General features: G+C 70.9%; 15 protein-coding genes. 13 read left to right on the top strand and 2 right to left on the bottom strand.

Going from position 1 to position 14,657, the window contains the following annotated elements; all coding sequences use genetic code 11:
• Nucleotides 1–32 precede the first annotated feature (32 nt).
• From AVJ23_RS09345 to AVJ23_RS09290, 12 genes are all read left to right on the top strand, one after another.
• On the top strand, nucleotides 33–500 hold the full coding sequence (locus tag AVJ23_RS09345) for a cupin domain-containing protein (protein WP_058861906.1): 468 nt from the start codon (nucleotides 33–35) through the stop codon (nucleotides 498–500).
• The gene (locus AVJ23_RS09340) at nucleotides 497–940 is read left to right on the top strand and encodes a hypothetical protein (protein ID WP_058861905.1); all 444 of its coding nucleotides are present in this window, start codon (nucleotides 497–499) and stop codon (nucleotides 938–940) included. The genes AVJ23_RS09345 and AVJ23_RS09340 overlap by 4 nt, the downstream gene beginning before the upstream one ends.
• On the top strand, nucleotides 937–3,135 hold the full coding sequence (locus AVJ23_RS09335) for a 3-hydroxyacyl-CoA dehydrogenase NAD-binding domain-containing protein (protein ID WP_058861904.1): 2,199 nt from the start codon (nucleotides 937–939) through the stop codon (nucleotides 3,133–3,135). The genes AVJ23_RS09340 and AVJ23_RS09335 overlap by 4 nt, the downstream gene beginning before the upstream one ends.
• A gap of 359 nt (nucleotides 3,136–3,494) precedes the next feature.
• The gene (locus AVJ23_RS09330; protein ID WP_058861903.1) at nucleotides 3,495–4,142 is read left to right on the top strand and encodes a MotA/TolQ/ExbB proton channel family protein; all 648 of its coding nucleotides are present in this window, start codon (nucleotides 3,495–3,497) and stop codon (nucleotides 4,140–4,142) included.
• Nucleotides 4,142–4,519, top strand: coding sequence for an ExbD/TolR family protein (locus AVJ23_RS09325; protein WP_058861902.1), 378 nt, complete (start codon nucleotides 4,142–4,144; stop codon nucleotides 4,517–4,519). Before AVJ23_RS09330 ends, AVJ23_RS09325 begins: the two co-directional genes overlap by 1 nt.
• Before the next feature lie 3 nt (nucleotides 4,520–4,522).
• Nucleotides 4,523–4,924 (top strand): ExbD/TolR family protein, encoded by a 402-nt coding sequence (locus AVJ23_RS09320; protein ID WP_058861901.1) that lies wholly within the window; start codon nucleotides 4,523–4,525, stop codon nucleotides 4,922–4,924.
• Entirely contained in the window at nucleotides 4,921–6,477 is a 1,557-nt protein-coding gene (locus AVJ23_RS09315) for a TonB family protein (protein ID WP_058861900.1), read from the top strand. The genes AVJ23_RS09320 and AVJ23_RS09315 overlap by 4 nt, the downstream gene beginning before the upstream one ends.
• 64 nt (nucleotides 6,478–6,541) lie before the next feature.
• On the top strand, nucleotides 6,542–7,345 hold the full coding sequence (locus tag AVJ23_RS09310; RefSeq protein WP_058861899.1) for a TatD family hydrolase: 804 nt from the start codon (nucleotides 6,542–6,544) through the stop codon (nucleotides 7,343–7,345).
• Nucleotides 7,342–8,142: an MBL fold metallo-hydrolase gene (locus AVJ23_RS09305; protein ID WP_058861989.1), complete on the top strand. Its 801-nt coding sequence runs from the start codon at nucleotides 7,342–7,344 to the stop codon at nucleotides 8,140–8,142. Before AVJ23_RS09310 ends, AVJ23_RS09305 begins: the two co-directional genes overlap by 4 nt.
• Before the next feature lie 137 nt (nucleotides 8,143–8,279).
• Nucleotides 8,280–9,215: an AEC family transporter gene (locus AVJ23_RS09300; protein ID WP_058861898.1), complete on the top strand. Its 936-nt coding sequence runs from the start codon at nucleotides 8,280–8,282 to the stop codon at nucleotides 9,213–9,215.
• A 72-nt stretch (nucleotides 9,216–9,287) separates the two neighbouring features.
• Nucleotides 9,288–10,211 (top strand): DMT family transporter, encoded by a 924-nt coding sequence (locus AVJ23_RS09295; protein ID WP_058861897.1) that lies wholly within the window; start codon nucleotides 9,288–9,290, stop codon nucleotides 10,209–10,211.
• Nucleotides 10,212–10,278: 67 nt separating this feature from the next.
• On the top strand, nucleotides 10,279–11,220 hold the full coding sequence (locus AVJ23_RS09290) for a DMT family transporter (protein ID WP_058861896.1): 942 nt from the start codon (nucleotides 10,279–10,281) through the stop codon (nucleotides 11,218–11,220).
• Here the strand turns inward: AVJ23_RS09290 and AVJ23_RS09285 are convergent.
• Entirely contained in the window at nucleotides 11,141–11,827 is a 687-nt protein-coding gene (locus AVJ23_RS09285; protein WP_058861895.1) for a thiamine diphosphokinase, read from the bottom strand. The genes AVJ23_RS09290 and AVJ23_RS09285 overlap by 80 nt on opposite strands.
• Nucleotides 11,828–11,954: 127 nt before the next feature.
• Between AVJ23_RS09285 and AVJ23_RS09280 the strand changes: the two genes are divergently transcribed.
• Complete coding sequence (locus AVJ23_RS09280) at nucleotides 11,955–14,342, top strand: hypothetical protein (RefSeq protein ID WP_157772651.1); 2,388 nt, start codon at nucleotides 11,955–11,957, stop codon at nucleotides 14,340–14,342.
• A gap of 84 nt (nucleotides 14,343–14,426) precedes the next feature.
• On the opposite strand, the gene AVJ23_RS09275 is transcribed toward AVJ23_RS09280, so the two are convergent.
• Nucleotides 14,427–14,648 carry a DUF2842 domain-containing protein gene (locus AVJ23_RS09275; RefSeq protein WP_058861893.1) on the bottom strand — a complete coding sequence of 74 codons (222 nt, stop codon included), beginning with the start codon at nucleotides 14,646–14,648 and terminating at the stop codon, nucleotides 14,427–14,429.
• Between the last annotated feature and the right edge of the window lie 9 nt (nucleotides 14,649–14,657).

Raw genomic sequence — 14,657 nt, 5'->3', positions numbered from 1 at the left:
GCCGCCGGGAGCACGGGAAAGGGATGACCAAAATGCCGAAGATCGATATCGAGGCCGTCGAGATCCGGACGGGATCCTCCTACCCCGCGCCGCACGGGGCGGCCATGGCCGGACGGCGCCAGCAGCGGCTGGGCGATGCGGCCGGGCTGACCCAGTTCGGCGTCAACCTCGTGCGGCTGGCGCCGGGGGCCATGTCCTCGCTGCGCCACTGGCACGAGCGGCAGGACGAGTTCCTGGTGGTCACCGCGGGCCAGCCGACGCTGGTCGACGACACGGGCGAGACGCCGCTCGCCCCCGGTGATTGCTGCGCCTTCCCGGCGGGCGATGCGAACGGGCATCACCTGGTCAACCGTGGCGAGACCGAGGCCGCCTTTGTCGTGGTGGGCACGCGGACGCCGGACGAGACCGGCTGGTACTCCGATCTCGACATGAAGGTCGAGGTCACCGGGGGAGAGATGCGCTACACCCGCCGCAACGGCACCGCGCTGGGCAGCCCATGACCGAGGTTCCTTTCGACCAGTCCACGTTCGAGCGGTTCCTCGAGGACATCTCCGAGCCGTTCATGACCGGCGACATCACGCGGTGGCGGCGCCGCATCCTGCTGCCCTTCTCGCTGATCACGCAGACCGGGCCAGTGACGCTGGACAGCGATGCCGCGGTCGAGACGAATTTCCACCTCTACCTCGAGGCGCGCGACGCGATGCAGCTGGACCTGGTGTCGCGCGTGCCTCTGGGCTTCGAACGCTGCGACGACAATTCCGTCATCGCCACCTACAAGACCGACCTCCTGCGCCGGGGCACGCGCGTGGTGCCGCCCTACACGGCCTCGGCCCTGCTGCACCATCGCGACGGGCGCTGGAAGATGTCGGCCATTCTCAATGCTTTGGGCCACCATCACTGGACCGGCCTGCACCCCTATCTGAAAGGAGCCAAGACATGACCGATTTCACCTGCCAGACCGATGCCGACGGCGTCGCGGTCATCACCTGGAATGTCGACGGCAAGTCGATGAACGTGCTGCGCTCCGAAGGCGTCGAGGCGCTGGACGGGCTGATCGATGCCGCACTGGCCGATGACGCGGTCAAGGGCATCGTGATCACCTCGGGGAAGGAAACCTTTGCCGCGGGGGCCGACCTGAACGAGCTGGCCGCCGTCAAGGAACGCGGCGGCGATGCGCCCGAGGCGGCGGTGTTCGACTGGATCATGCGGGTGCACGGGCTCCTGCGCAAGATCGAGCGCGCCGGCATGGACCCCAAGACCAACAAGGGCGGCAAGCCCATCGCCAGCGCCCTGCCCGGCACCGCGCTGGGGATCGGTCTGGAACTGCCGCTGGCCACGCACCGGATCTTTGTCGCCGATGCGCCCAAGGCCAAGATCGGCCTGCCCGAGATCATGGTCGGCATCTTCCCCGGCGCCGGCGGCACCACCCGGCTGGTGCGCAAGATGGGCGCCATGGCGGCCTCGCCCTTCCTGCTCGAGGGCAAGCTCTCCGATCCGAAAAAGGCCAAGAGCGCCGGCCTCGTGGACGAGGTGGTCGACGACCCGCTGGCGACGGCCAAGGCCTGGGTGCTGGAGGCCAAGGACGCGGATCTCGTGAAACCCTGGGACCAGAAGGGCTACAAGATGCCCGGCGGCGCGCCCTATCACCCCGCCGGTTTCATGACCTTCGTCGGAGCCTCGGCCATGGTGAACGGCAAGACCAAGGGCGTCTACCCGGCCGCCAAGGCGCTGCTCAGCGCGGTCTACGAGGGCGCGCTGGTGCCCTTCGACACCGCGCTCAAGATCGAGGCGCGCTGGTTCACCAGCGTTCTGGTCAACCCCTCCTCGTCGGCGATGATCCGGTCGCTCTTCATCAACAAGGAGGCGTTGGAGAAGGGCGCCAACCGCCCCGACATGCCCGACCAGAAGGTGCGCAAAATCGGCGTGCTGGGCGCCGGCATGATGGGCGCGGGCATCGCGCTGGTCTCGGCGCAGGCCGGGATCGAGGTCGTGCTGCTCGACCGCGAGATGGCCGCCGCCGAGAAGGGCAAGGCACATGCGGCCGACTACGCCGCCAAGGGCGTCGCGCGCAAGAAGACCACGCAGGAGGCCGCCGACGCCATGCTGGCGCGGATCACGCCCAGCACCGACTATGCCGCGCTGAAGGGCTGCGACCTGATCGTCGAGGCGGTGTTCGAGGATCCCGCGATCAAGGCCGAGGTCACCGCCCAGGTCGACGCGGTCACCGATGCCGACACGATCTTTGCCACCAACACCTCGACCCTGCCGATCACCGAGCTGGCCAAGGCCTCCAAGAATGCCGAGCAGTTCATCGGCATCCACTTCTTCTCGCCCGTCGAGAAGATGATGCTGGTCGAGATCATCCGCGGCAAGCAGACCGGCGACCGGGCCGTGGCCAAGGCGCTGGATTTCGTGCGCCAAATCCGCAAGACGCCGATCGTGGTCAATGACGCGCGGTTCTTCTACGCCAACCGCTGCATCATCCCTTACATCAACGAAGGCATCCGCATGGTCGCCGAGGGGGTCAGCCCGGCCCTGATCGAGAACGCCGCCAAGATGGTCGGCATGCCGCTGGGCCCGCTGCAGCTGGTGGACGAGACCTCGATCGACCTCGGCGCGCGCATCGCCCGCGCCACCCGCGCGGCCATGGGCGAGGCCTATCCCGATGGCGACGTGGACGAGGTGATCTTCTGGATGGAAGAGCAGGGCCGGCTGGGCCGCAAGGCCAGCGCGGGCTTCTACGACTATGACGACAAGGGCAAGCGGCAGGGCTTGTCCCAGGTGGTCAAGGACCGCTACCCGCAGGCCGAGGCGCAGCCCGATCTGACGGATGTGCAGCACCGCCTGCTCTTCGTGCAAAGCCTCGAGGCCGTGCGCGCGCTGGAAGAGGGCGTGCTGATGGATATCCGCGAGGGCGATGTCGGCGCGATCCTCGGCTGGGGTTTCGCGCCGTGGTCGGGCGGCCCGCTGTCCTGGCTCGACATGATCGGCACGCCCTACGCGGCCGAGCGCTGCGACCAGCTGGCCGAGCGCTACGGCCCGCGCTTCGCCTGCCCCGACCTGCTACGCGACATGGCGGCGAAGACGCAAAGCTTCTACCGCCGCTTCGCCCCGGGCGCGCAGGACGCGGCCTGACCCGTGGCGGTCCCGGGGGCCGCCCCCGGGACCGCCACACCCCACATGCGCGCCATTTGTCCGGCGCGTCACGCCGGCCACGGGGCTGCGAGCCTGCCGCCAGAGGCGGTGGGCGAGAGATCCGGCGCCCGCCGCAAGGCGGGCTCCGCATGACAGCGGTGCCGCCGGAAAGCCGGCTTCCGGCAATTTACTGAAAAATCTCCATAAATCATGGAAACCGGCACAAAGGCTGGCCCACCCGCCCCGACTGGATACCCGCAATGCGTCCGATTTCGGGAAGATCTCCCGACCTGAGACATTGACGTGGCGCCCCCGCACCCTCACCTTTCACGACAAAGGATCGTCGCGGAGGAACCCTTTTGAGCGAGATACCCGAGTTCCTGAACCGTGGCGGCCCGGCGCTCTGGGCCATCGCGGCGCTGTCGGTCCTGACACTGGCACTGATCCTGTGGAAGCTGTGGCGGCTGGTCCGGCACGGGGTCTGGCGCCGGCGCCAGGTCGAGATCGCGCTGTCCCACTGGGTCGCGGGCCAGCCCACCCAGGCCATGTCCGAGCTGTCGCTCGGCACGCGCAGCCTGCGCGCCCACGTGTTGCTCAACACCATGCAGGCCCGCATGTCGCTGGGCGACGAGGAGGCGCGCGAAGAGACCGCCCGCCACGCCCGCGCTGCAGTGCTGCAGACCCGCGAGGGGCTGCGCGCGCTGGAACTGATCGTCACCATCGCGCCGCTGCTGGGCCTGCTGGGCACCGTGCTGGGCATGATCGACGCCTTCCAGGCGCTGCAGGCCACCGGCAATCGGGCCGAGGCCTCGGCCCTGGCCGGCGGCATCTGGGAGGCGCTGCTGACCACCGCCGCGGGCATGGGTGTGGCGATCCCCGCCTCGATCGCGCTGACCGCCTTCGACGGGGTGGCCGAGGCGCTGGGTCACGACCTCGAGGATCTCGCCGCACAGGTCTTTACCGCGCCCGTGGCCCGCGCCCAGAGCGCCGGGCTGGACGCCGCGTGATGCTGGACCTGCCCGCCAGCCCGCGCCGCCGGCGCCCCTCGCTGACGCCGATGATCGACGTGGTCTTCCTGCTGCTGGTCTTCTTCATGCTGGCCGCCCGCTTCGGCCTGCCCCTGTCCCAGCCGCTGACCCTGCCCGAGGCCGGCAGCGCGTCTGATTATCGCGGACCGCCCCGGCTGGTCGAGATCGGCCCCGACAGCCTGCAGCTGAACGGGCGCCCGGTCACCGACCTGCCCGCCGCGCTGGCCGAGCTGATGCGGGACAACCGCGACATCGTCGTGCTGCGCGCCCGCGACGGGGCCGACGTGCAGCGCCTCTCCGACGTGATCGACCTGCTCAGCGCGGCCGGGCTGACCCGGATCGCGCTGGTGGAATAGGCCATGCGCGCGTCGCAGGCCCGCTGGCGCGTCTTGCCGCCCGCACGGCGCCCTTCGATCACCGAGCCGGTCGTGCCGATGATCAACGTCGCGCTCCTGCTCCTGATCTTCTTCGTGATGACCGCGCGGCTGGCCCCGCCGGACCCGTTCAGCCTCGCCCTGCCCGATACCGAGGAAGGCCGCGTCGCGCCCGAAGGCGCCGCGCTCTACCTGTCGCGTGACGGCGCGCTGGCCTTCGGTACCACCCGCGGAGAGGAAGCGCTGACCGCCGCCGTGGCCGCCGGTCCGGTCCGCCTGCAGGCCGACGCGCGGGCCGAGGCCGCATTGCTGGCGCAAGTGCTTGCCCGGCTGGCGGCCGCGGGCGCGCAGGAGGTCGCGCTGATCTCGCTGGAGCGGCGGCCATGAGACTGCTCGAGGGCAGTTTCTTCCTCGCGCTGGCCGGAGGCGTGCACCTGGCCCTGCTGGCCATGCTGCCCCTGCCCACGCCGCAACCCGCCCCGCCGGAGCGCGCCACCCCGGTGGCGCTGCGCCCGCCGGATGCCAGCCTGCAGGATCTCGTGGCACGCTGGCAAAGCAGCCCGCAGACCGGCCCGGCCCCGGCCGCGCCGGCGCCCCTGTCGGCCGATCCTGCGCCAAGGCGCCCCGGGGCCGAGCGCCGCCACCAGCGCGCGCATCGAAGCGAGGCACTGGCCCGGCCGGACACCAGCTCCCCCGCCCTGCCGCAGGGGATCAACGCCACGACGCCCAGCCCGAGCGTGACCGTCCGCGCGCCCTCCGGCCTTTCTGCCCCGGCCCCGTCCTCCGGCGCGCGCCTCCCGCAGGCCTTGTCCCGCCCCGCCGCGCGCCCGGCCCGCCCGACGGCGCTTGCACTGCCATCGCCCGACAGGCCCTACCGGCGCGACGCAGCTCTGCCCGCCCCGGACGGGATCGAGGATGACACGCCGCGCCAGCCGGACCCGCCTGCCCCCTCCGACACGCGCGACATCACCGCGGCCCCGCATGGCGCGTCCCCACCGGACCGCCAGTCACCGGCCGCGATGACCGCGCCCGGGCCCGACCATTCTCCCGCAGCGACGAACCGCCTGCCCGCACCCGAAGGCGTGCGCGCCGCCGCGCCCGGCGCCCCGGCCTTCACGGCCGGGCAGGACCGCGCGCCGTCCCTGCAGACCACACCGGACAGGTCGGTCGCACGGGCGCGCCCGGAGCGGCCCGGACAGCCCGCCGACCCGGTCACGGCACCGCAGCCCGACACCGTCACGCTGCAACGCCCCGACCAAACGACAGTGCCCGGGCAATTCTCCGCGCCCGGCATTGGTAGCGCCATAACGTCGCTCCCGAAAACAGATCCCGCGCCGCGCCGCACAGCCCTCCAGCGCCCGGCACCACCCGCCGCGCGCGCCGACGCGTTGCCCGAGATCGACCAAGCGCCCGCGACCCGCCCGCAGCGCACGCGCAGCCTCCGCGGCGCGCCGGTCGCCCTGTCCCGCGCCTTCCTGACCACGATGCCGGACAGCGTGCTGCCCCCGCTGCATTCGCTGCGGCCCCGTGCGCGCCCGACCGACCGCTCGCTCTCGCCTTACGCGCCCACCGCCTCGCTGCGCCCGCGCTTGCGACCCGAAGGCCTGGCCCCCACCCCCGCCGCGCGCCGCCCCGCGCCGGCCGCCACGACCGCACCGGTCGATCCCGGCGCGCAGGATCGCTGGGCGCGGGACATCATCGGCGCCGTGCAATCCGCCCTGCGCCTCCGGCGCGCCAGCAGCGCCGACCGGCCGATCCTGCTGCGCCTGACCGTCTCGGCCAGCGGCAGCCTCGCCCGGGCCGAAATCGTGCGTTCTTCGGGCAATCCCGCGCTCGACGCGCAGGCGCTGGCACAGCTCCGCGAGGCTCGCTTTCCCGCCGCTCCCGCCGGGCTGGACCTGCGCGCACTGACCCTGCAGGTGCAGGTCCGCGTCCGCTGAGCCGCCGGGCCAGTTGCTTGACCCCCGCCACACCATCCCTATACCTCCCAGCAAAGGAGGCGACATGTCCCACAGCCCCATCACCGACAGCCATTGCCACCTCGACTTCCCGGATTTCGACGAGACCCGCGCCGAGGTGATCGCCCGCGCGGTCGAGGCCGGCGTGCACCGCATGGTGACGATCTGCACCCGGCTGCGGCAGGAGCCGCAGGTTCGCGCCATCGCCGAGGCGCATGACCCGGTCTTCTACGCCGCCGGCACCCACCCGATGAGCGCCGCCGATGAGCCGCTGGCCACCACCGACGCGCTGGTCGCGCTCGCCCGCCACCCCAAGATGGTCGGCATCGGCGAGACCGGGCTGGACTACCATTACACCGCCGACAGCGCGGAGGTGCAGCAACGCTCGCTGCGCACCCATATCGAGGCGGCGCAGGAGACCGGCCTGCCGCTGATCATCCATGCCCGCGACGCGGACGAGGACATGGCCCGCATCCTGACCGAGGGCTACCGCGCCGGGCCCTATACCTGCGTCATGCATTGCTTCTCCTCCGGGGCCGGGCTGGCCCGCGCCGCGCTGGACCTGGGCTTCTACCTGTCCATGTCGGGCATCGCCGCCTTCCCGAAATCGCACGCGCTGCGCGAGATCTTCGCCGCCGCCCCGCTCGACCGCATCCTCGTCGAGACCGACAGCCCCTATCTCGCCCCGCCGCCCTATCGCGGCAAGCGCAACGAACCCTCCTACGTGGTGCATACCGCCGCCAAGGGGGCCGAGATCTTCGGCCTGTCGCAGGCCGAGTTCGCCGACGCGACCGAGGCCAATTTCGACCGGCTCTTCACCAAGGCCGCGCAATGGACACCTGCCGCATGAACTCCGAGCTGCGTTTCACGATCCTCGGCTGCGGCTCCTCCGGCGGCGTGCCGCGCCTCGGCGGCCATTGGGGCGAGTGCGACCCGGACAACCCCAAGAACCGCCGCCGGCGCTGTTCCCTGCTGGTCGAACGCGAAAGCACCGAGGGCACGACAAGCGTGCTGATCGACACCTCGCCCGACATGCGCGCGCAGCTGCTCGATGCCGGGATCGGCCGGCTCGACGCGGTGGTCTGGACCCATGCCCATGCCGACCACCTGCACGGGCTGGACGACCTGCGCCAGATCGTCTTCAACACGCGCCAGCGGCTGGATGTCTGGGCCGATGGCGACACCCAGTCCGACCTGCTCTCGCGCTTCGGCTATGCCTTCGTCCAGCCCGAGGGTTCGCCCTACCCGCCGATCCTGAACCTGCACACGATCGACGGCCCCTTCGAGATCACGGGCCCCGGCGGCGCCATCCCCTTCACGCCCTTCCGGGTCAATCACGGCGCCATCGATGCGCTGGGATTCCGCATCGCCGACCTCGCCTACCTGCCCGACGTGGCGCAGATGCCCGAGGACGCCTGGCAGCACCTGCAGGGGCTGGACTGCTGGATCCTCGACGCGCTGCGCCGCACGCCGCACCCGACCCACGCGCATCTGGACCTTGCACTGGACTGGATCGCCCGCGCCGCGCCGCGCCGCGCGGTGCTGACCAACATGCATATCGACCTCGACTACGCGACCGTGGCCGCCGAGACACCGGATCACATCGTGCCGGCCCATGACGGGCTCGTGCTGCGCTATGAACTCTGAGGCGTCCCTGCCCCGGACGGCGAGACACCCCCTCTTTCATCTTTCCCCAAATACTCTCGCCGAAGGCGTCCGGCGGCGCCACCTGTGCAGCGCCGGGCCAGGGCCCGCCCGCCCCCACATGTCCCGCATGGCCTGAGATGCAGGCGCTGCTCGACGTCATCCTGCCGGTCTTCCTGGTGATCGGCGCGGGCTACCTCGCGACCTGGCGGGGCTGGATCTCCGAGACCGGCGTCGACGGGCTGATGGCCTTCACGCAGAACATCGCCGTGCCCGCCCTGCTCTTCCGCGCGATCTGGACGCTGGAACTGGGCGCCGAGTTCAACCCGTGGCTGCTCGTCTCCTTCTATACCGGCTCGGCCTGCGGCTTCGCCGCGGGGCTCTTGGGCGCGCGCCACCTCTTCGGCCGCGACTGGGAGGATTCGGTGGCGATCGGCTTCTGCTGTCTCTTCGCCAACTCGGTGATGATCGGGCTCGCGATCACCGAACGGGCCTACGGCGCCGATGCGCTGCAGGCCAATTACGTCATCGTCGCGCTGCATTCGCCCTTCTGCTACGGCATCGGCATCACCGCGATGGAGATCGCCCGCGCCCGCGCCTCTGGCGCTCCGGCCGCGACCCTACCGGCCAAGGTGGGCGGCGCCATGTTCCGCAACGCGCTGGTAATCGGCATCGGGCTGGGGCTGGTGGCCAACCTGCTGAACCTCAGCCTGCCCGAGACGGTGACCGACGCGCTGGACATGCTGGTGCGCACGGCGCTGCCGGCGGCGCTGTTCGGCATGGGCGGCGTGCTCTGCCGCTATCGGCCGCAGGGCGACGGGCGCGTGATCGCCTATATCTGCGCCGTCTCGCTGCTGCTGCACCCCACGATCACCTGGACGCTGGGCAGCCTGACCGGGCTGAGCGTGGCCGAGTTCCGCTCGGCCGTGCTGACCGCCGCCATGGCGCCGGGGATCAACACCTATGTCTTTGCCAACATGTATGGCCGAGCCAAGCGGGTCGCCGCCTCGGGCGTGCTGTTTGCCACGGCGCTGTCGGTGCTGACCGCCTGGGTCTGGCTGTCGCTGCTGCCCTGAGCGGGGCATTTCCGGGTCGCCATCCGGCGCGCGACCTGACACAGATGGGGCGCGACACGACACGAGGCCCGCATGACCACCCGCACCGACCAGACGACACTCGGCATTGTCCTGATGCTGGGCTTCTGCATCCTTGCCCCGGTGATGGACGCCTTTGCCAAGGCCACGCCCGAGATCGTGCCGGTGCCGCAGATCCTCGCCTTCCGCTTTGCCATCCAGGTGGTGATCCTGCTGCCGCTGGCCGCCGCGATGGGGCTGGCGCTGCGGGTCACATGGCGCGACGCGGCGCTGCACCTGGCCCGCGCGGGCACGGTGCTGGTGGCCACGGGCTTCTTCTTCACGGCGCTGCGCTACATGCCGATCGCCGACGCGATCTCGATCTTCTTCGTCGAGCCCTTCATCCTGACGCTGCTCGGCGCGCTCTTCCTGTCCGAGCCGGTGGGCTGGCGCCGCCTGACCGCCTGCGCGGTGGGGTTCGGCGGCGCGCTGCTGGTGATCCGGCCCAGCTTTGCCGATCTGGGCGCGGTCAGCCTGCTGCCGCTGGCCACCGCCGCGCTCTTTGCCGTCTATATGCTGATGACGCGCAGCATGTCGCAGCGCCTGTCGCCTCTGGTGCTGCAGGGCCACACGGCGCTGGCGGCCTGCGTGCTGGTGATCCCGCCGCTGATCTGGCTGGACGGCAGCGGTGCGACGCTGTTCGACCCGGTCTGGCCCGAGGGCCGCGCCCGCTGGACGCTGCTGGGCGTGGGGGTGGTGGCCACGATCTCGCACCTGTTCCTGACCTTCGCGCTGCGGCTGGCGCCGGCGGGGACCATCGCGCCGCTGCAATATCTCGAGATCGTCGGCGCCACGCTGATCGGCTACCTCGCCTTCGGCGATTTCCCCACGCCGCTGACCTGGGTCGGGATCGCGATCATCGTGGCCGCGGGGCTCTATGTCTTCGAACGCGAGCGGCGGCTCGAGGCGCGGGCCAAGGCCCCCGCCCCGCCGCCCTGATACCACCGCCCCGAGACCGCACCGTTTCGCGGTTTCACGCGCGGCGCCGCGCCGCTAGGGTGCCCCCATGTCCCAGGATCGTCCCCTTCTCGGCATCACGCTGATGCTCGGCTTCTGCCTGCTGGCGCCCTTCGCGGATGCGCTGGCCAAGCTGCTCGGCCCCGAGATGGCCGTGGGCCAGCTGGTCACGCTGCGCTTTGCCTTCCAGGCGCTGATCCTGGTGCCGCTGACCCTGGCCACCGGGCGGGCCTGGCGGATGGACGGGCGCGTTCTGGTCTTCGTGGCGCTGCGCACGCTGCTGCACATCGCGGGAATCACGCTGGTCTTCACCGCGCTGCTCTACCTGCCGCTCGCCGATGCCATCGCCATCGCCTATGTCATGCCGTTCATCCTGCTGCTGCTGGGCAAGCTCTTTCTCGACGAAGAGGTCGGCTGGCGGCGGCTGGCGGCCTGCGCCGTGGGCTTCGGTGGCACGCTGCTGGTGATCCAGCCCGCCTTCGAGGATGTCGGCTGGCCCGCGCTTCTGCCGCTGGGCGTGGCGCTGGTCTTCGCGCTGTTCATGCTGGTCACGCGGCGCATCGCCCATGTGACCGACCCGGTGGGCATGCAGGCGGTCTCGGCCCTGATGGCGCTGGCGCTGATGATCCCGGTCATGGCATTGACCCCAGCCGGCAGCGTCGGGGCGTTTGACTGGGTGGCGCCCAGTGCGCGCGGCTGGTGGCTGATCACCCTGATGGGCTGCGCAGGAACCGCGGCACACCTGCTGATGACATGGTCGCTGCGCTATGCGCCCGCGGCCACGCTCGCCCCGATGCAATACCTGGAAATCCCCTTCGCCACGCTGGTGGGCTACCTGATCTTCGCCGACCTGCCCGGGCCTCTGGCCGCGCTCGGCATCGCGATCACCATGGGCTCGGGGCTCTACATCGTCATGCGCGAGCGGGCCATCGGCGCGGTGCCGCCGCCAGCCCCGCAAGCAACGCATTCCGGCACGCCACCGGCAACATGACCAGCATCGCCGGCCGGTCGACGGACAGCCGCACCGGCCCGTCCACGATGTTCGAGGTGCCGATCCGCAGGTCGGGCGCGAAGGACATCCCGTCGATCGGCCAGCGCAGCCCGGTGGAGCGCCCGGTGACCGGCCCGAAGGGAAAGAGCGAGAAGCGCGTGCCCGGCGCCAGCTCCAGCGACAGCTCGGGCGGGACCAGCGCGACCACGTCCTCGGGGCCGACCAGCACGCAGGCCCGGTCGGGCCGGGTCACCAGCACATGCATCGCGGCCAGCTGATGATCCACTCGGTCGCCCAGAAAGCCGTAGGCCAGCACCAGCGGCGCCGCGATATGGCGCAGCCCCTTGTCGAAATCCGTGCTGTCCTGTTCCGCGATCCGGTGGATGACACCCGCGGGCAGCTGCGCCTGCGCCGCCCGGGACAGCGAGTCCATGTCACCGATCACGGCATCGGGCACCCGCCCCAGCGCCAGCAGCTTCTCGGCGCCACTGTCCGCGGCCACGACACGATCCGCCTCGGCCAGCGCCGCGCGCAGCACGTCCGGTGCACAATCGCCGCCGCCAACCAGCAGAACCGGCCCCGAGCTCTCAACAATTTTAGTATTCATGTCGGATTAATGGCCGTTTGCGAAACAGATCACAATCAGGTCACGAAATGATACGCTGACCGGCACAGATTCGGTCAGCTTTCGTCGCGGGGGGCATGGTAAACATCTCCTTGCAGGACGAATGAAAGTGAGCAGCACGATGGTGAGTTCCAGCAAGATTCTGACGGTCTCGTATGGCACGTTCTCTTGCACCGCCGAAGGGTTCGAGGATCCGCTGGCGGTGATGAAGGAGACGACGCATTTCTTCCGACATGTGGTCAACGAGGATCGTTTCTTCGGCGCCGAACCGCCGCAATTCGATGCCGAGCTTGCCTCCGAGATGCTGCGCGACCGGCTGGCCGCCGAGGAAAGCGATGCCAGGCTGAGCTTCGGAGTGCCCGGCGCCACGGCCGCATCCTCCTCCGGGGCGCTGGCCGCCGCGCTGGAGGCCGGCCCCGCCCGCCCCCGGGCGGAGGAGCCGGCCCGCGACCTGCCCGATGACGACGTGCTCGACGCCGCCGCCCAGGCCGCCGCGCTGGAAGAGGCGGCCGAGGCCGCGCGCCAAGCGCAGGCCGAGCAGGAGATGGCGACAGAGGTCGCGGACGCCCCGGCCGAAGCGGCGGAAGACGACGCCGATATGCCCGACCTGCCGATGGCCGAGGCACCTGTTGCCGATGAGAACCCCGTCACCCCGGATGCGCCCGAGATCGACCTTTCCGGCCTTGACCTCGACGCCGCAACACCGGACACGGCAGAGACGCCGGAGCCGTTGGCCGGGGCAGCATACGCCGCCCCCGAGCCCGAGACCGGCGACGAGATCGAGGCGGACACTGCCATGTCCGCGTTCGACGCGGCCGGTGACGTGCCTGCTCCACGTCCCGCCGCACCCTCTTCCAGCGTGGCCGACAAGCTGGAACGGATCCGCGCCGTCGTGGCCGACAATGCCGCCCAGCCCGAGCCCGCCGACCCGATCGCCGCCCTGTCCGACAGCCTGTCCGAAGAGGTGGCGGAGCCCGAAGAGGACACCCCCGTCGCCGAGACGGAGGCCGACGAGCTGGACGATACCGCGCTCGACGCCATGCTTGCTGCTTTCGGCCGGGACGAGGCGCCGGAAATGACGCCGGCCGAGCCCGTCGTGGACGATCTCGACGAGGACATGTCGGGGGACGAGGACAACCTCTTCAGCGACACGATCGCGAGCCTTGTGGCCGCCGAGACGGTCCTGCCCGGATCGGAACAAGGCGCAGAGGCGCCCGAGCCGATCGCAGAGGCCGCCCCCCTGGCCGCGCCCGAGCACGATCCCCGCAGCGACGAGATCGACCTCGGCGCCGCGTCCGACGCGCCGGAGCTTGACGAGCAGCCCGCAGCCACGGCCGAGCCCGCCGAGATCCCGTCCGAGCGTCCCGCCCCCACCCCGGTGCGTGCCCGCGTGGTCAAGGTCAAGCGCGCCGTCTTCGACAAGGCGGTCGAGGAAGGCCGGCTCGAAGAGGTCGAGGACACGCCCCCGCCGGCCCCGGAGCCCGTCGCGCCGCGCGTGCCGCTGGCCACCGACAGCAGCCTCTCTCCCGAAGAGGAGGACGAGCTGGCCCGCGAGCTGGCCGCCGTCAAGGCCGAGCTGGCCGAGGATTTCGACTGGGACGACGACGAGGACGACACGGCCGAGGACGACACGGCCGAGGAAGACGCACCGTTCCGGCTCGACAACCCGGTCTCGGCGCCGCGCGGCGAAGAGGACCCCGTCGATGCGCTGGTCGAGGATACCGCCCGCAAGACCGTCAAGATGGCCAGCCCGGCCCGCGCCATGCTGACCGAACAGAGCAACGTGGACGATGACACCTCGCGCCTGATCGACAAGGCCGATACCGAGATGAACGAGCCCGAGGGCAACCGTCGCCGCTCGGCCATCGCCCATCTGCGCGCCGCGGTCGCCGCCACCAAGGCCGACCGCCTGCTCAGCCGCAAGACCGGCGAGGAGGACGGCACCGAGGCCTATCGCGAGGACCTGGCCGACGTGGTGCGCCCGCGCCGCCCGCAATCCGGCGCCCCCCGGACCGAACGCCCCGTGACCGAGCCGGCACGCCCCGCGCCGCTCAAGCTGGTGGCCGAACAGCGGGTGGCCGGTGCCCCGGCAGAGGCCGCGCCGCAGGCCGACCTGCCCCGCGTGACGCCGGTCCGCCCGCGCCGTGTGCGCCGCGCCACCGCGTCGGAACTGCCCACGCGCGACACCCCGACGCCCGAGCCCGAGGCCGATGGCGAGGGCTTCGCCGCCTATGCCGCCGAGATGGGCGCGACGCAGCTCCCCGAGCTTCTCGAGGCCGCCGCGGCCTACATGTCGTTCGTGGAAGGCCGGGACCAGTTTTCGCGCCCCCAGCTGATGACCACCGTGCGGCAGGCCGAGCAGACCGAAAGCAGCCGCGAGGACCGGCTGCGAAGCTTCGGCCAACTGTTGCGCGAGGGCAAGATCGAGAAGACCAGCGGCGGCCGCTTCACCGCCTCGCCCCGGATCAGCTTCAAGCCCGACAAGGCGGCCGGCTGAGATCCGGACCAATGAAAAGACGGCGCCCCGGGGGCGCCGTTTTCATGTGTCAGATGCACGGGGGACGACAGGCAAGCCCGGCCTTCATCCCTTCTCGTCGGGATCGGGCTGGCCGACCCCGCGAAAGATGAACTTGAACGGCAAGGCCCAGAGGAAACCCAGCACGACGTAGACGAGGAATTCCACCCAGAGCGGCGGGCGCCCCAGCCAGTTGATCACGCTGACGCAGACCACGACATAGACCGGCAGACCGACCAGGAGGATGACCAGCGACCAGCGTCGCCGTGCTTTGTAACTCAGTGCCATGAGGCGCAG

The sequence above is a fragment of the Pseudoponticoccus marisrubri genome (assembly GCF_001482405.1).
In the GTDB taxonomy this organism is placed as follows: domain Bacteria; phylum Pseudomonadota; class Alphaproteobacteria; order Rhodobacterales; family Rhodobacteraceae; genus Pseudoponticoccus; species Pseudoponticoccus marisrubri.
The sequence above is the reverse complement of the archived record's forward strand: the minus strand, read 5'-3'. Positions and strand labels throughout refer to the sequence as shown.